This is a genomic window from Hyphobacterium sp. CCMP332, from assembly GCA_014323545.1.
Taxonomy (GTDB): Bacteria; Bacteroidota; Bacteroidia; order Cytophagales; family CCMP332; genus CCMP332.
Genome location: CP058647.1, coordinates 2,258,872 through 2,275,887, shown reverse-complemented (window position 1 = coordinate 2,275,887; position 17,016 = coordinate 2,258,872). Strand labels below are relative to the sequence as shown.

Genomic DNA, 17,016 nt, shown 5'->3' with positions numbered 1-17,016 from the left:
ATAAATCAATATTTATGAATTACAAATTGAGTGTCCGATACATGATTGACGTTTAAAGGGTCGCTGAAGTTGAATCTTACCACAATCAATTGGCCGGAATATTTTGGATTTTCTCGAAAACCAAATTCATAACATAATCTGTAAACATTGCCCCCACTTTTAGATGTATAGTATCCGGTAAAATACTCCGGAACAAATCCCAGCCTTCTCAACTCTGTTTCGAAAACCAATATCTTCCCCTCAGGACAAAATTTCACCAGAACATCCCTGTTATGCCGAAGAATCAGATTCACTTTGTTTAAATACACTTCTGACATTTTTTTCAATTCATTGTGAAAATCATTCTTGCAGTGATAGTCACAAAATTTCTTGTCTTTTCTTCCTAAGAGAGGTTTTTCACAGCAGAGGCAGAGTCTTTCGATTGGACCATTCATGATATTTTTTTTTAGAAATAGGTGTTTAGCTGAGATTGAAATGTATTTATGTTACTAATAATGTAGAGACAAAATGCTTCAATACCCAGCATGAAAATTATTCGATATACAGCATGAAATTTTATTCGATACACAGCATGAAAATTTAAGCGATACACAACATGAAAATTTAAGCGATACACAGCATTAAAATTTAAGCGAGAAACGGCATTAAAAATTTAGCGAGAAACGTTTGAAACGTTTCAAACGCTTATAATCGTTTTAAACATTTCCAAATAACAAAACCCAATGCTTATGTGGACCGATCAATTAGTTTTAAGCCTGAATTAGCGTATGAAAAGCCCTATTGAATTATTAAGATCAAAACTGGAAATGAAGAGATACAGCTCCAGTACTATTGAAACCTATACCAGTATGTTTAAAGGGTTTTTGAAGTATTTTGTAAAAAGAAAATCAACAGACTGGAATGAAAAAGATGCTCAGGAGTATCTCGAATATCTTGTCCGTACAAGGAAAATATCCAGGTCCTATCAGAATCAATGTATAAACGCCATCAAGTTCTATTTGGAACAGGTATGTGGAAAACCGAGAACGACTTATTATTTTGAAAGGCCACAGAAGCAACAGCGCATACCGAAAGTAATGAATGCAGACGAAATCAGGCGGTTGTTAAGTCAGGTTCGAAATCTCAAGCATCGGACTATGCTCTTTGTCGTTTATTCGGGAGGCTTGCGTATTTCTGAAGTGTGTAAGCTGAAAATCAATGATATCGATTCTGAAAATATGTTTATTAAAATAAGAGCGGCTAAAGGCCAAAAGGACCGAACTACTTTGCTTTCACAGAAATGTCTGGAACAACTAAGAAAATATTTTAAAGTCTATCAGCCTGAAAATTATTTGTTTCCAGGCCAATATGGTGGGCCTTACTCTCCTGCGAGTTTGCGACAGGTTTTTAACAGGGCAAAAAATCAGGCCCGGCTCGATAATGATTATACCGTACATACATTAAGACACAGTTTTGCCACTCACCTGGTAGAGCAGCATGTAAATTTGCGCTATATACAGACACTTTTAGGCCATTCTTCCAGCAGGACCACAGAAATCTACACACACATCGCCCAAATGGATCTCAGAAAGATAGAAAGTCCTTTGGATAGAATTGATTTTGGCAATGACCGCAGCCATTGACATAATGGAAATAAAGTGCATACTTTACACAGACGTTGTGCACAATTACCCCTTGACAGATGTTCAACATTTTAAACTCAACGGACAGACTAAAACTTTTGAAAAGTGATTTTGAAAAACTAAAACAAAATCCATTAGACATCTCATTGGCCGAAAAGGCATGTTCAGATGCATGGCATCTATCGGACTGGATTTTTAGTGAGCAAAAAGTGAATGATAGCGGGTTGACAAAAGAAAAATTCCGAATCAATCTCTATGTTGAATGTCCAGAGATGAGAATACTTCATGATTTGGCCAATACGACTAAGCACAAGGATTTGACTAGTCCAAAGACAAAGATTAGAGAAGACAAAATACATAGCGGTGGATTCAGTTCAGGTTTTTCGAAAGCATTTAACGTGTCACGACTTGAGGTTCACTACAACGAAGACGCACGAATAGATGTTGATGATTTAATCAAACTCGCAATAGCGTATTGGGATAAAAAATTAAATAATGTTTGACTCTTTTGGAAATAAGGTGAAGATCAAAGACTCACCCGAGACACGAGAAAAAGAACTTGCGGGAAAGGTGGGTGACGTTTACGGACAGACTACACCTTCAATGATGGACTTTGAAATAATCGGAACACCAAAGGACGACTTTGCTGTTAATGTTTACTTTGACGATTTACAAACCTCATACTGGTTTGACGCGGACTTGCTAGAGACTATTGACGATGGACAAGGTTCTGTGATAACACTTGACGGTGTAGATAAGAAATGGACCAAAGGGGAAAATGGACAATGGATTGAAGAAGATACAACACCGACAACTCAATCGCCTGACAAGAAATGGTGGGAATTTTGGAAATAGGTGAAGGGTAACTGTGCACAACAATGCGCATAATGCATGGCGGGTGACTGTGTTAAATCTGAAAGTTGTTTACTATATTTCGTTCACGTTCGGTGGATAATGCTGGCTTCGAAAACCGCCACGACATTATGCGCTGGCGTTAGAGGCAATATTTGAATTATTCATCAGTGCTATGTTTTGAAATCTATTAATTATCCTACATGAAAAACATAATTCATGACATTCTCTTTCTTGGATATTGCGCTGCTCATAAAGATCAAAAAAATCCGAAAGTAAGAAGACAACTTGCAATTGCCATAACTAGTTGGATATTACTTCCAATCTGTTATGCTGTTCCATTATTATTAGTCCCGTTTCTAAATTCTATACTCAACTTAGACTTCCGCGATGGCATATTAATATTTGGCTTTGGATTCTTATTTATGATCGTTTATGCTTACATCTTAATGTATACTACATTTAATACAGACCTGATTAATCAATTCAAAACTGAATATGAAACTTTGGATAAAATGGGTACTTTATCCATCAAAAGACGTAAAGCAATTTTTGTACTTTTAATATCATTTATTAGCTTTTTAATTGTTATGAGTATGACAGGAGTTTTTCTAAATAGTTGAAAGACATATTCAATTATGCTCTTGGATAAATAGTATGAAAATACTATTTCGAAGAAATTAAATAAAGCCCCTAACATTCGCTAAAGTCCATGCTAATCATTGACTTTATGAACAGAGAGCACGTACTTTAGCTGAACGTTGTGCATAATTTAAATGAACAGATTTCTAACCATATTTTTATTTCTTTTTATTTCAGTCGGTTCATTCGGACAGAATAAAAATCAGAATTCGGAATTATTAAAAATGTCGGAAACAGACTCTTTGTACTTGACTTCAATCGAAAAATATATAGTGGAAATTGATTCGTTTTATAACAAATACTCGCAAGTAAAACAACCGAAAACAGTTTTTATCGAGTATCAAGATTACTTATCTAAAATACCTGATTCAATTAGCGGTTATCGTATTCAAAAAATCGGATTAGGAAATAGAAAGAAAATATTTAGAGAAAATAAAGGTGAATTACGATATGTGAAGATTTTTCCTCTGACAATAAAAGATGGACAATTTAATATAACGCTGATTCCATATTTTGCTGAATTAAAAAGAAAAAATCACTTGTTTTTAAGTTTGAGCGATTGGACACGAGTCATTTTTGAATTTAAAAATGGACGTTTGAATTACGAAAAAACTGAAAATGGTGGAATATAAAAAACTATGCACAACAATGGCTATAAGTAATTGCTTGCTCTCGACTACTTCTGAAAATCCTCGCGGATTTTCAGTTTGGTGTGTACTTGCAAAGTTTAGTGCTAACCCACGCAACTACTCATAGCCCAACCGTTGGCGTGCATGCAAAAGAACATAAACTAAATAATGGCATTAAGTTGGAATGAAATAAAAGACCGAGCCTTAAAATTCACAAAAGAATGGGAAGGAGAAAGTAGAGAACGTGCTGAGAAAGACTCTTTCTGGAATGACTTTTTTAACGTGTTCGGTATTTCGAGGAGACGACTTGCCACCTTTGAAGAACCCGTTAAAAAACTGAACAATAAACAGGGGTTCATTGACCTTTTTTGGAAAGGAACTCTACTTGTAGAACACAAATCAAAGGGGAAAAATCTTGACGCAGCTTTTGAGCAAGCGACCGACTATTTTCATGGAATCAAAGAGCATGAATTACCAAAATATGTTTTGGTTTCTGACTTTGAAAAATTCAAACTATATGACCTTGACGACAAAAAAGAGTATGAGTTTGGAATAAAAGACTTGCACAAAAACATTAAGCTTTTTGGATTTATCGCAGGTTATCAAAAAAGGACTTTTAAGGATGAAGATCCTGTAAATATCAAAGCAGCCGAACTAATGGGTAAGCTTCATGACCAATTAGAAGAAAGCGGTTATGAAGGACACCCATTGGAAGTTTTCTTAGTAAGATTACTTTTTTGCCTATTTGCAGACGACACAGGCATATTTGAAAAAGATACTTTCAAAGAGTTCATAGAAGTAAAAACCAATGAAGATGGAAGCGACCTTGGAGCATGGTTAGCTCAATATTTTCAAGTTCTTAATACACCAACTGACAAACGACTTAAAAATCTTGACGAACATTTAGATGCTTTTCCATATGTAAACGGAAAACTCTTTGAAGAGCCTTTACCCATTGCTTCTTTCAATTCAAGAATGCGTGAAATTCTTTTGGAGTGTAGTGCATTAGATTGGGGTAAAATTTCACCTGCAATATTTGGCAGCATGTTTCAAAGTGTAATGAATCCCGAAGAACGCAGAAATCTTGGGGCACACTACACATCTGAAAAGAATATTCTCAAACTGATAAAACCACTTTTTCTTGACGAACTCCAAGCAGAATTTCAAAAGGTTAAAAGCAACAAAAACAAGCTCAAAGAATTTCATCAAAAACTCGGTAGTTTAAATTTTCTTGACCCAGCTTGTGGTTGCGGTAACTTCTTGATCATAACCTACCGTGAATTACGACTTTTAGAGTTGGAAGTCCTGAAGGAGTTGTATGGTGGTCAACAAGTTTTTGGAATCGACCAAATAATGCTCGTTGATGTTGACCAATTCTATGGCATTGAATATGATGAGTTTCCTGCTCGTATTGCTGAAGTTGCTTTGTGGCTAATGGATCACCAAATGAATTTGCGTATTTCAGAGGCATTCGGAATGTACTATGCTCGTTTACCATTAAAAAAGTCCGCAACTATTGTTCATGGAAACGCTCTGCGAACTGAATGGACTCAAATAGTTTCAAAAAACGAACTGTCTTACATTCTTGGTAACCCTCCTTTCGTTGGTGCTAAATATCAAGACGAGCAACAGAAAGAAGAAATGGATTCAGTCTTTAGTGGTGTTAAAAGTTCAGGCCTTTTGGATTATGTCTGTGCATGGTATTTACTGTCAGCAAAGTTCATTTCAAATTCTAATATTAAAGTTGCCCTGGTTTCTACTAATTCTATCTCACAGGGAGAGCAGGTAAGTGTATTATGGAATGCTCTATTTGAATGTGGTGCACATATCAATTTCGCTCATCGCACATTTCAATGGAATAATGAAGCACGCGGTAAAGCAGCTGTATACTGTGTTATCATTGGTTTCTCAAATACATCTGAAAAAACCAAGTATATTTTTGAGTACGAAAATGTTAAAGGGGAACCACATCAACGAAAGGTAACCAATATAAATCCGTATCTCATTGATGGTCCAGATGTGCTCTTAAGCAATAGGTCCAACCCGCTCTGTGATGTGCCAAAAATAGGGATAGGAAATAAACCAGTGGATGGCGGGCACTATCTCTTTGAAGATCATGAAAAAGAAGAGTTTCTAACCCTTGAGCCTAAAGCAAAGCATCTATTCAAACCTTGGTGCGGTGCAACAGAATTTTTGCACGGCAAAAAACGTTGGGTTTTACTTCTCAATGACGTCAATCCAGGAGAACTTAAAAAATTACCTCATGTTCTAAAGAGAATCGAATCTGTCAAATTGTTTAGGGAAGCAAGTAAAAGCAAACCAACTCAAAAAATTGCCGCTACACCGACCAAATTTCATGTAGAAAATATACCAGATTCGACCTTTTTATTAATTCCAAAAGTTACATCAGAAAGGAGAAAGTATAGTCCCATCGGTTTTATGTCACCAGATACCATCTGTAGTGATTTAGTTTTTATTTCAGAGGGTGCGTCTCTATATCATTTTGGAATTTTATCATCGATAATGCATCAGAAATGGTTTGAATATACCTGTGGAAGATTAGAGGGGCGCAATCGCTACTCTTCAAAAGTCGTTTACAATAACTACCCTTGGCCCAAAGAACCAAGCGATAAGAATAGAAAAGCAGTTGTAACCAAAGCACAGAAAATTTTAGATGTTCGGGCAGAGTTCCCTGAAAGTAGTCTAGCAGATTTATATGACCCTTTGACTATGCCACCTATATTGGTAAAAGCGCATCAAGAATTAGACAAGGCAGTTGATTTGTGTTACAGACCACAAGCTTTTACTAACGAAACGGCTCGGATTGAATTTCTATTTGAATTGTATAATGAATACACAATGCCATTATTGAAAAAGGAAAAGAAAACTAATAAGAAATAAAAAGCACGACACGCCAACAAGGGCTATAGTGCATGCCCTTCGGGACACGCACCATAGCCAAACCGTTAGAGAATAATAATGCTACCCTCCAGGCCATCCCTATCCTATCCCGCTTCAGAGGCCAACCCTCCTCGAACACTCTCCCAACGCACATCCCCCGGAGTCACGCGCAAAACCGAAACGCTCCCGCATTACAATTCATAACACACGCTAAGCCGCAGCGAGGCATTCAAATAATTTTTAGATTTAGACTACTAAGCAAGTAGAAGTGGATTGGAAAACTTGTTTTCTATTCGCAGTCTGGCTTAGCTAATCGTTAGGTGTCATAATTATGAGGTTAACACTTTTTTCATTTTTTCTTCTAATAGCAAACTGTTGCTTCAGTCAAAAATGTTTTGATACAACTGAATCAGGTGAATTGGTTAATTGCATTGACATAAATGGACAAAAGCAAGGTAAATGGATTTACTATAACACTAAACTTAGACATTCCTATGAAATAGAAGACACAACAAATTCAGAGTTAGCCGAATACAGATATTATAAACAAAAAGAAGACTCGGCTAAATATCAAGGGTGCAAACAAGATCGGTTTTCAAAATCAATTGTCATTTACCACCCAGAAGGTATTGTTGAACAATCTTGGGATGATATATTTTTTGTAAAAAGAAGAATGATATTTAAGGGAGATAAAATTTTATTACTTGAAGGAAGAACATATCAATACTATTATTTTAAGATTCCCTTAAATGATTCGAAGTTTCATTTCAAAATTGATACAACAGACATTTCAAGTCTAAAGAAAATTGAAATCAAAGTCTCAGAAAATAAATTTTACTTTCAATACATGAGTAAAAACATTTTAGAAGAGACTTTTCAAAATTTAGATATGCTCAATTTTGAACTTGACAGATTAGAAATAGGATTCTATGAAGGAAAAATAAACAGATTGTTTTAATCACGACACCTAACAAATGCTAAAGTCCATGCTCTTCCTTGGCTTTGCCCTCGCTGAGCACGTACTTTAGCTAAACGTTGGCGGCAACTCGTTAAATAAAGATTCGGACTATGGGAACCTGGGGGACAGGGCTATCATCAAACGACACATTTGCGGACATCTATGGAGAGTTCTTCGAACTTTATAACGAAGGACAAGACGCCAAAGAAGTAACAACTAAGCTTCTTGCAACCAACAAAGAACTACTTACCGACAAAGGGGACTCTAACAATTTCTGGTTTGCAATAGCAAAGGCTCAATGGGAATGTAAATCGTTGGACAACGAGATTTACGACAGAGTTAAGCAAATCATTGAGAATAAAGAGGACTTAGAAGTTTGGAGAGAATTGGGTGCTGACGACAAGGACTTAGCTAAACGGGACAAAGCCCTATTAAAATTTCTTGAACAACTCGGTCAAAAAAGAGAAAAAGCTAAATCAAGAAAAAAGAAGAAGATACTCAATCCAATTTTTGAAAAAGGGACTTGCTTGACTTTTAAACTGTTCAACGGGAATTTTGGAGCGGCTGTGATTTTAGAAGCAATCTATGACACACCGTACGGTTTCAATTTAGTCGCGGTGACAGATTTGAATAAAAAAGAAAGACCGACAACTAAAGACATCCTTGAATCTAATGTGCTAAAACTTAACTATGCCACGTGGGACAACAAGGAGCAAATCAGTTGGTTTTTTCCTAACCAATTCAACAAAGACTCCGACAAATTTCAAGTAGTTGACAAAATACCAGTCAACAAAACATACGACTATAAAACAGATTCCTTCAGTTCGTCAGGGGACTGGTCAATATGGATTATAGAAGTTGCATCCCTACAATTTGAGCAAGGGAGAAAAAATCTATTCGACTTCGGGACAAAGACGAAAAAGTACTTGTGAGTTAACGAGCAGCCGCCAACAATGTATATAAAACATATGCTGTATTGTAGGTTCTTAGAGTGCGTGCTGTTAAATTTCGTTAGCAACGTGGGACAAAGATGTGCGTTTTAAAACGCATACGTTTTATATACTAGCGTTAGCTCTCATATAAACAAAAAATGAAATGAAAACAAAAAACACCTTTAATCTAATTCTGTTTGTAATTCTTTTAACTATGATTGTTGGATGTAAGAGAAATTCAGACAAGCAAAAAGGACTCAAAACAGATGAAAAATCTTATCAAATAGAAAGCATCTTGCTGAATGAAATACCTGATTCAACCTATACATTTGACTTAAAAGATGATAATTCAATCACTTTTAAAAAATCATCAAAAAATTCATCGACAATAATAAGCGTCAGAACATTTGAAGAACAAAAGTTTAGCGATACAGATGAATTCATCAAATTTGCTGAAAGCTATATGGAAAAAAGGATGAACCCATATGAAATGAAAAGTCTTCATTTTAACATTGTAGGATTTAAAAATACAACTTGTTTACAGTTTGATGGGACTTTCAGAGATAGCACGAATCAAGGCACAAATCGGGAATACATATCCCACGATGGGTACTTATGTTTGACACCCGGTAATGAATCAAAAATTGCAGAAATAAAGGTTGTTCATTATTCAAATGAAAAACTAATACCAAAGGATGTTGTTTATGAATATAAAAATATGGTTGAAAAATTAGAGTTTACAAAGAACTAAATAATTAGAAAATACGAGAGCTAACACTATATAAAACCCCATTAAAACGGGTTTTATAATTTCCGTTGTGGCTAATTCAAAATGAAAATATTATTCATCCTGTATTTCTTATTAGCTGGAATAAATTCTATTGCACAAATTTCAATAAAGGGTAAGACTATCTGGTACGCCAATAATCAACCTATATCCGGAATTAATTTATTTACGACCAAGGGAAGTGATAATTTAGAAAACACGGATTCGGTTTCATATTTTCAAACGGATTCAGGAGGTTGGTTTAATATCAATGTAGAATACGAAGGACCCTTCGATTTGAATTTTTTAGCAATCGGATTTGTACCCTTCACGATTACAAACATAATTTCTCAAAATTCTATAAATATTGACTTAGACACTGTTTATTTAATTGATCACACAACAACTCATGGTCAATTAATACCTGATAAAAACAGTGAAATCTTACCAGATATTTGGACATATTCTAATGATTATTTCGATGAAGAAAGTAATCAAGATTCTTTATTTCTTGTCTATCCTCCAAATGCTGAAAGACAGAGAATGTTTCGGTTAAAAAACCGCCATTTATATATTGAGCATATAGAACTTCTGAAAGAATAAACTAGCCACAACATCAGCTAAGATAAATACCTAACCCACCAAACCGTTTACTTATCTTAGCCTAAGCGTTGGCTTACATTTTTAATCATTTGTAACAGAATTTGTAATTTTATTCAAATTGTTTTGTTGTAGGAATATGGAAACAAAATTGAAAGATCATTTAATTAAAATTGCTGAGTCTTTAACAAATAATTCAACAGTTGAAGATGTATATGAGCAATTTGCACTCCTTGTAGATATAGAAGAATCCGAAAAACAAGTAGAGCAAGGAGAAACACTTACTCAAAAAGAAGTTGAGGATAAGTCAAAAGAATGGCTGAAGTAATTTGGACAAAAAAGGCCTTTAGTCAATTTGAAAAAGAGGTGAAATTTGTTTTAGAAGATAGAGGAATATCTGCCGCTAAGATAATTAAGAACAAAATTCTCCAAAGCACTTCATTATTAGAAAAGAATCCAGAAATGGGCAAAAAAGAGCCTCTACTTGCCCATATGAAAAACGAGTACAGATTCATTGTGGTTTGGAGCTACAAAATTATTTATAGAAGAGACAAGCAATACATAATTGTTTCGCGTGTTTTTCACACTTCAAGAAATCCTAATAAACTTAAGGGAATTTGAAAACGTAAGCCAACAAATGCTAAAGTTCATGCTCTCCCTTGACTTTGCCAGCGCTGAGCACGTACTTTAGCTGAACGTTGTGCTTAACTCTTTTGTCGAATGATTAGGTATTCTATTATTTCATGTTTCCTTGTTTTATTCATTTATAGCAACGAAGTAAATGGACAAGAAATTCTTGAGTTATTGGACTTTGAATATCCAGAATTCAGTTTAAATAGTAGCGTATCAAAAATTAGAGAATATCATTATACACCAAGAGTCAAAGAGTATTATAATTTAATAAGTGTAAGAAAGATTGTAGATAAATTAATGGATAATGTCTCTCCCAATTATCAATTAGCTACAGAGTTTACTTTCACTAATAATTACGTTTCATCAAAAATAGAATATTGGCCACATGGTAAATCAAGATTTTACGAAGTAGCTTATAATTATGATACTATAGGCGATACCGTTAGGTTGAAAGAAACCATTATCAAGAATAACATGGACTATCGTTATATTGGAGACTATACCGAGTGGGTGAAAATCAATGGATCAACAGATGAACTTTTGAATTTTAAAAAGTATGACTTCAATGCTCGAAAAAAGGAAAGAAAACTCATATTAGAATTTGAATTTAGCGATAATGACAATTGCATTAAATGCTTAATCGTCAACAGATGCTATTACGGTAAAACTTCTGACGATTCTATGTCTAGAAAATCCCGTAATGAAATTAAGTATCAAAAAGATAGCAATCTAATTGCTATTTATAATTATTCCATAAGTGAAAAAGAAGTCTATTATCCTTTAGAAGTTAATGGATTACAAGGTTATCGTTCAAAACTTGTACCAATTGAAGAACCTTTTTTGATTGACAAAGATGAAATTAAATACAACAATTTTGGCGATGTTATTGAGTTCAAAACCATTCAGTTAAACAATGAATACCCAGAAGATTTTTTAAGTTATGAAAAGAAATACAAATACGCTTATGATAAAAAAAGGAACTGGGTAAAAAGAGAGAGAATTAATATTAGAATACCGAATAATTTGACCGGCGGAGAATCAAAATATGTCAAGAGAAAAATTTATTATAAATAATTTAAAAGTATAAGCACAACAATAGCTAAAATGCATGCCCAGCCCACCTAACCGTTGCACGACATTTTAGCCTAAGCGTTGGCTTCCATTTTTAATCATTTATTTTAGAATTTGTATTTTTATTCTTATTGCCTTGTTCAAATAATATGGAAACAAAATTGAAAGATCATTTAATTAAAATTGCTGAGTCTTTAACAAATAATTCAACAGTTGAAGATGTATATGAGCAATTTGCACTCCTTGTAGATATAGAAGAATCCGAAAAACAAGTAGAGCAAGGAGAAACACTTACTCAAAAAGAAGTTGAGGATAAGTCAAAAGAATGGCTGAAGTAATTTGGACAAAAAAGGCCTTTAGTCAATTTGAAAAAGAGGTGAAATTTGTTTTAGAAGATAGAGGAATATCTGCCGCTAAGATAATTAAGAACAAAATTCTCCAAAGCTCTTCATTATTAGAAAAGAATCCAGAAATGGGCAAAAAAGAGCCTCTACTTGCCCATATGAAAAACGAGTACAGATTCATTGTGGTTTGGAGCTACAAAATTATTTATAGAAGAGACAAGCAATACATAATTGTTTCGCGTGTTTTTCACACTTCAAGAAATCCTAATAAACTTAAGGGAATTTGAAAACGTAAGCCAACAAATGCTAAAGTTCATGCTCTCCCTTGACTTTGCCAGCGCTGAGCACGTACTTTAGCTGAACGTTAGGCAAAATATATTTCCATTAAACAGAATTTAACTTTTTAAATGGATATCAAAAAATCTTTAACTTTACATAAAGCGCTTTTATGGATATTCAGTCATCTAAATTAGAATTAGTTAAATTGATCCTTGAAATAGACAATCAATCCGTTTTGAATAAAATTCTAGATGCTTTAAAGTCCAATGAGAAAGATTTTTTCCTTGAATTATCACCTCAAGAAAAAAATGAAATTGAAATCGGACTGAATCAATTGAATTCAGGAAAACGAATTTCATTGGAAGACTATATGAAAAAAGTTTCATAAAGCTTGAAAGTCTATTTATCGCCACTTGCAGAATTCAAATTAGATTCGATTTATGACTATTTAGATAGAGAATGGTCTGAAAAAGTTAAAAGAGAATTTCAGAAAAAACTCTTCGCTTCATTTAAAAGTATTGCCCAGTTCCCCAAGAGTCATCAGGAATCTCAGAGCCATCCAGGTATTTTTAAATGCGTTTTAAACAAACAGAACTCTTACATCTACAGAATAATAAAAGATGAAATAGAGATTATTACCGTCTTTGACAACAGACAAGATCCGGATAAAATCCAAAAAGAAATAGATGAATACTTTGCCTAACATATGCTAAAGGCCATGCTCTCCCTTGACTTTACCTTCAAAGAGCACGTACTTTAGCTGAACGTTGTAGTGAATTTTAAAACATGAGATATAAGTATATAATAATCTTCGGATATCTACTTTCATCGGTTCTTCTGACTTCATTTTTGTTTAATACCTCAAATGAAAATGTAAATGTTGCAATTTCGGCAACTTCAAAAGGTGCAATGCAAAGTGGCGTTGGAATAGTAATCACTGTAAAAAATCTAGAATCACAAAAATCTTGGAGAAGCAAATCATTAGGACTAATGTCTCAACATAGTTTGATAGAAAATCTTCCTTCAGGAAAGTATATAATTTCAAAAATAGAAGTCCCGTTGGGTGATTTTTCATACATAAATAAGTCAAAAGAAATGACAGATTTTTTTGGTGTCATTGAATTTGAAAAAGGTAAAACATATTATTTAGGAAATTTTAAAGGTCAAAGAAAGGTGGGAAGATCAAATGTTTTTCAGTTGAAAATTGAAGATCAAAATATACCTGAGAAACTAATAAAAAAACTGAGCAGGAAAGGATTAGTAAGTAATGGAAAAGAGATAATTAAAACTTATCCATACGAAACCGATGCTCTTATGATTTATTGAAAAACTCACTACAACATCGGCTAAGATAAATACCTAACCCACCAAACCGTTTACTTATCTTAGCCTAAGCGTTAGCGGGAATGACCATATCAAGGTAATTGTGGAGCTCAATAAGTAAAATAATTTGATTTTCAATTTATATTTATTGTTTATCAATATATATTTAATGATATTTGTGACATAAATCTAAACACTATAATTATGTCGTATAAAACTAATCTTGTCTTTAAAGGTCTACAAATAGCTTCTTGGGTAATTTTTATTGTGCTATCAATAAATGCTGGTGGCTTGATAATCAATTTCGTATTTAGTATAGTTAACCCCGAACTTGTGGGTAGTCTATATGAAGAATTAGACCTGAGATCTTTGTATGAACAAAGCAAATGGGCTTTTTTCGGGATGTATTCTTTTGTTTTAACTGTAGCTATACTGAAAGCTCATTTGTTCTATATCGTGATAAGACTTATCCAAAAAATTGATCTATCAAGACCTTTCAACAGTTTCGTTTCAAATCAGATAACTAAGATTTCGTACTATACGCTTTCAATTGGTGTAATTAGCCATATAGCAAGACAATCCTCCAAAAATTTAGGAAAACGTGGTTACGAACTCGATACACTAGCACAGTTTTGGGTAGACAGTCAAGCATTTATCCTGATGGCTGCAGTTATATACTTGATAGCATATATCTTCAAAAAAGGCTTAGAGATTCAAATGGAAAATGACTTAACAGTTTGAATTATGCCGATTATTGTGAATTTAGATGTAATGATGGCAAAACGTAAAATGTCACTCAATGAGCTTTCTGAAAGAGTTGAAATTACACTTTCAAATCTTTCTAACCTTAAAACTGGAAAAGCCAAAGCCATACGGTTTACAACACTAGAAGCTATTTGTGGTGCGTTGGAATGTCAACCAGGAGATATATTAGAACATATAAGTGTGGAAGATAAATCAACATCCCGCTAACAAACGATATAGTACATGCCTCTACGTAGCTACTTGAAAGTGCTGTGCAAATCCCATACTTTAGTATCTATTTAAAAAGTCCAGAGGCACGTGCCATATCTGGACGTTATAGGGCATATCTGCAACATGAAAAACTTCCTCTATCTAATCTTAGCTCTAACACATGGAACAACTATAACTCTGGCTCAATCAAAACCAGAACAACCTGTTTCAACAACATCTGACAGCATCCAAACATTCGACCAATACGGGCCTGAACTTTACACAAAAATCATCCCGAACAAGGATAAAGACTATGTTTATTTTGAAGTTAGAGGAGACAGAGGTTACGAACTTAGTGAACTAATAATTTCAATCGGAACCAAGCCGAAACGGGTGAAAATTCCAAAACGAGAGACTAATCAGTTTGGGTTCTTTAATTGTGAAGATGTCCTCTGCTCAACATACATAATAGCCGTAACAGCAAACAAAACTGTCGAGCTAATAAATACCGAAGAACTGTTGATTGAGTTTCTAGGTTCTATTGACAACAAGGAAGAAGCATATTTACTGAATCTGGCGAACGATTTCATCCAGAACGGAAGATATAAATAAAGCCCTATAACAATATGTATGACAGGCATGTGCTTACGTGCTTTCTAAAAACTTCAGTGGGATTCGACCGTGAGTCTGCCACCGAGAAAGGCTTGTGATGTTTGGAAACTTTAGTTCGCGGGATTTTTTCACTTTCAGAACGCAGTGCTTTCTACAAACTTTGGAAGCACCGGCAGACTTCACTATTTTAGTGCTGTCCACAAAGTGAGAGCACACGCCTCATACATGGGCGTTAGCTTTTACTTAAAAAAGACAGAATTCCTATCTTTAAAGCAATGAAATCAATTTATGTTGATACGTCTGTCTTTGGTGGAGTTTTTGATCCTGAATTTGAATACTGGTCAAAACTTTTCTTCGAACAGATTTTAAAATCTAAAATGCATTTATTGGTGTCTAATGTTGCTATTGATGAGTTGAATGATGCACCTATTAAGGTCAGAAATTTCTATAAAAATTTCCCTTCAAGCCATATTAAAAAGGTCCTTCTTACTAAAGAATCTATAGAATTGGCAAATAATTATTTATCTGAAGGCGTAGTTGGCAAGTCCAGTGTCGCTGATTGTTATCACATAGCAATTGCAACGATATTAAAAGCAGATTTGTTAGTTAGTTGGAATTTTAAACACATTGTTAATATTCACAGAATTCAAGGATATAATGCAATAAATCTTTTAAATGGATATAAAACTATTGAAATTAGATCACCAAGAGATGTTGTAGATTATGAAAACTAAGATTAAAAAAGAATTTGATTGCGTAGAATCAGTGAGGAAGTCACGCGCAAGAATTGCAAAAGAAACAGAAGGAAAATCTGCAAAAGAAGTGTTGGAATATTTCAAAAAAAGGAATTCCGCAAAAGCTAACAATGTGTAAAGTTCATAGCCCCTTAGGCCCATCGCTCATTTCCAAGCTACGTACTTTACACTAATCGTTGGCATGCATACTCTACACTATGGGACTATTTCGCAAGAACAAATTTCCTCATATCAAATATGGCTTTAGAGGCGAAGGCATCATCTATCAACTTGGTCAATTGGAAATTGAGATCTGGTCAACTTGGATTGATGGTCGAAGAATTTACATGGACGATGCATTCGAAGGCAATGATCTAACTGATGACCAAAAACGAATCATATTTAGAGAATTGATAGAATTCACGAACTGGCAAAAAGAAAAACCAATTATTGTTTATACATCCGACTCTCCTGAGTCTGACCTTTGGAAAAAGTGTTGCGAGGAATTCAATGATTCTATTAAATCCATAGAAACATCTACAAATAAGGAGAATGAACAAGCTCGATACGATATGATGAAGGAAGACCTTGAAACTGGTTTGGCAACCATCAACATTGATGGATGGGTGCTAAAAACGCCTGAGGACCTTGATCAATATTGGGCATCAAAGAAAAGTTGATAAAATGTCAATCGAACCTGAACATATAGATCAAGTTCTGAATGAGATAGAAAGTAAAGGATTCTTTGCTGCATCTCAAAGTACCCCTGATCACCTTCATAAAGCATTAAAACGATTGGAAAGAGAGAACATGGTTTATGAGAAGAACAACTACTCATATGATTTAACTTCATTGGGACAAGAGGTAATTGATCTTGGAGGGTATGTCAACTGGAAAAATAAACTGCAAGAAGGTGAAGAGACAGAATCTAAGATTAAGGAACTAACAATCAAGCAGTTGAAAGGCAATATTTTTCAACTTAAATATTGGTGGGTCATTCTTATTCTCAGTAGTGTATTAGGCTTTATTTCTGGTAATTTCCAACTTATTATTAAATGGATAACTGGTGAATAAACGCATGCCAACATATGCTATGAATGAATGGGGTTTCATCGGTCAGGATATTTCTGTGGGGATTGGAAATTCCGCCACAAGTTTTAAATT

At 34.3% G+C, this 17,016-nt stretch carries 25 protein-coding genes; 24 read left to right on the top strand and 1 reads right to left on the bottom strand.

All coding sequences use genetic code 11. The features are described from left to right. Window positions 1-5 precede the first annotated feature (5 nt). Window positions 6-317 (bottom strand): hypothetical protein, encoded by a 312-nt coding sequence (locus tag HZR84_10010; GenBank protein QNL22259.1) that lies wholly within the window; start codon window positions 315-317, stop codon window positions 6-8. A 489-nt stretch (window positions 318-806) separates the two neighbouring features. Here HZR84_10010 and HZR84_10005 point away from each other — a divergent pair, with 489 nt between their 5' ends. The 24 genes from HZR84_10005 (at window position 807) to HZR84_09890 (ending at window position 16,926) form a co-directional block, all read left to right on the top strand. Further along, a complete protein-coding gene (locus HZR84_10005) occupies window positions 807-1,622 on the top strand; it encodes a tyrosine-type recombinase/integrase (protein ID QNL22258.1) in 816 nt (271 codons plus the stop codon). Between the two features lie 59 nt (window positions 1,623-1,681). Then, entirely contained in the window at window positions 1,682-2,125 is a 444-nt protein-coding gene (locus HZR84_10000; protein ID QNL22257.1) for a hypothetical protein, read from the top strand. Next, the gene (locus HZR84_09995; protein ID QNL22256.1) at window positions 2,118-2,477 is read left to right on the top strand and encodes a hypothetical protein; all 360 of its coding nucleotides are present in this window, start codon (window positions 2,118-2,120) and stop codon (window positions 2,475-2,477) included. Before HZR84_10000 ends, HZR84_09995 begins: the two co-directional genes overlap by 8 nt. Before the next feature lie 200 nt (window positions 2,478-2,677). Next, a complete protein-coding gene (locus HZR84_09990; protein QNL22255.1) occupies window positions 2,678-3,097 on the top strand; it encodes a hypothetical protein in 420 nt (139 codons plus the stop codon). A 243-nt stretch (window positions 3,098-3,340) separates the two neighbouring features. After that, window positions 3,341-3,748 carry a hypothetical protein gene (locus HZR84_09985; protein QNL22254.1) on the top strand — a complete coding sequence of 136 codons (408 nt, stop codon included), beginning with the start codon at window positions 3,341-3,343 and terminating at the stop codon, window positions 3,746-3,748. Window positions 3,749-3,913: 165 nt separating this feature from the next. Beyond that, a complete protein-coding gene (locus HZR84_09980; GenBank protein QNL22253.1) occupies window positions 3,914-6,646 on the top strand; it encodes a class I SAM-dependent DNA methyltransferase in 2,733 nt (910 codons plus the stop codon). A gap of 331 nt (window positions 6,647-6,977) precedes the next feature. Next, on the top strand, window positions 6,978-7,604 hold the full coding sequence (locus tag HZR84_09975; GenBank protein QNL22252.1) for a hypothetical protein: 627 nt from the start codon (window positions 6,978-6,980) through the stop codon (window positions 7,602-7,604). A 110-nt stretch (window positions 7,605-7,714) separates the two neighbouring features. Then, window positions 7,715-8,536: a hypothetical protein gene (locus tag HZR84_09970; protein QNL22251.1), complete on the top strand. Its 822-nt coding sequence runs from the start codon at window positions 7,715-7,717 to the stop codon at window positions 8,534-8,536. 163 nt (window positions 8,537-8,699) lie between these two features. Next, window positions 8,700-9,287: a hypothetical protein gene (locus tag HZR84_09965; GenBank protein ID QNL22250.1), complete on the top strand. Its 588-nt coding sequence runs from the start codon at window positions 8,700-8,702 to the stop codon at window positions 9,285-9,287. Between the two features lie 81 nt (window positions 9,288-9,368). Further along, window positions 9,369-9,905, top strand: a complete 537-nt coding sequence (locus HZR84_09960) for a hypothetical protein (GenBank protein ID QNL22249.1) — start codon at window positions 9,369-9,371, stop codon at window positions 9,903-9,905. A 136-nt stretch (window positions 9,906-10,041) separates the two neighbouring features. Then, entirely contained in the window at window positions 10,042-10,230 is a 189-nt protein-coding gene (locus tag HZR84_09955; protein ID QNL22248.1) for a hypothetical protein, read from the top strand. Then, window positions 10,218-10,523, top strand: a complete 306-nt coding sequence (locus HZR84_09950) for a type II toxin-antitoxin system RelE/ParE family toxin (GenBank protein QNL22247.1) — start codon at window positions 10,218-10,220, stop codon at window positions 10,521-10,523. The genes HZR84_09955 and HZR84_09950 overlap by 13 nt, the downstream gene beginning before the upstream one ends. Before the next feature lie 99 nt (window positions 10,524-10,622). Further along, complete coding sequence (locus HZR84_09945; GenBank protein QNL22246.1) at window positions 10,623-11,609, top strand: hypothetical protein; 987 nt, start codon at window positions 10,623-10,625, stop codon at window positions 11,607-11,609. A 146-nt stretch (window positions 11,610-11,755) separates the two neighbouring features. Beyond that, the gene (locus HZR84_09940; GenBank protein ID QNL22245.1) at window positions 11,756-11,944 is read left to right on the top strand and encodes a hypothetical protein; all 189 of its coding nucleotides are present in this window, start codon (window positions 11,756-11,758) and stop codon (window positions 11,942-11,944) included. Continuing rightward, window positions 11,932-12,237, top strand: coding sequence for a type II toxin-antitoxin system RelE/ParE family toxin (locus HZR84_09935; protein QNL22244.1), 306 nt, complete (start codon window positions 11,932-11,934; stop codon window positions 12,235-12,237). Before HZR84_09940 ends, HZR84_09935 begins: the two co-directional genes overlap by 13 nt. Before the next feature lie 161 nt (window positions 12,238-12,398). Continuing rightward, window positions 12,399-12,617, top strand: a complete 219-nt coding sequence (locus HZR84_09930) for a hypothetical protein (GenBank protein QNL22243.1) — start codon at window positions 12,399-12,401, stop codon at window positions 12,615-12,617. A gap of 3 nt (window positions 12,618-12,620) precedes the next feature. Next, window positions 12,621-12,932 (top strand): type II toxin-antitoxin system RelE/ParE family toxin, encoded by a 312-nt coding sequence (locus HZR84_09925; protein QNL22242.1) that lies wholly within the window; start codon window positions 12,621-12,623, stop codon window positions 12,930-12,932. Between the two features lie 83 nt (window positions 12,933-13,015). Then, window positions 13,016-13,555, top strand: coding sequence for a hypothetical protein (locus HZR84_09920; protein QNL22241.1), 540 nt, complete (start codon window positions 13,016-13,018; stop codon window positions 13,553-13,555). Between the two features lie 201 nt (window positions 13,556-13,756). After that, window positions 13,757-14,293, top strand: a complete 537-nt coding sequence (locus HZR84_09915; GenBank protein ID QNL22240.1) for a DUF2975 domain-containing protein — start codon at window positions 13,757-13,759, stop codon at window positions 14,291-14,293. Between the two features lie 3 nt (window positions 14,294-14,296). Continuing rightward, window positions 14,297-14,524, top strand: a complete 228-nt coding sequence (locus HZR84_09910; protein QNL22239.1) for a helix-turn-helix transcriptional regulator — start codon at window positions 14,297-14,299, stop codon at window positions 14,522-14,524. A gap of 90 nt (window positions 14,525-14,614) precedes the next feature. Continuing rightward, the gene (locus HZR84_09905) at window positions 14,615-15,118 is read left to right on the top strand and encodes a hypothetical protein (protein ID QNL22238.1); all 504 of its coding nucleotides are present in this window, start codon (window positions 14,615-14,617) and stop codon (window positions 15,116-15,118) included. 275 nt (window positions 15,119-15,393) lie between these two features. Continuing rightward, window positions 15,394-15,852 carry a PIN domain protein gene (locus tag HZR84_09900; protein ID QNL22237.1) on the top strand — a complete coding sequence of 153 codons (459 nt, stop codon included), beginning with the start codon at window positions 15,394-15,396 and terminating at the stop codon, window positions 15,850-15,852. 218 nt (window positions 15,853-16,070) lie between these two features. Then, on the top strand, window positions 16,071-16,532 hold the full coding sequence (locus tag HZR84_09895) for a hypothetical protein (GenBank protein ID QNL22236.1): 462 nt from the start codon (window positions 16,071-16,073) through the stop codon (window positions 16,530-16,532). A 4-nt stretch (window positions 16,533-16,536) separates the two neighbouring features. Beyond that, window positions 16,537-16,926, top strand: coding sequence for a hypothetical protein (locus tag HZR84_09890; protein ID QNL22235.1), 390 nt, complete (start codon window positions 16,537-16,539; stop codon window positions 16,924-16,926). Window positions 16,927-17,016: the final 90 nt, after the last annotated feature.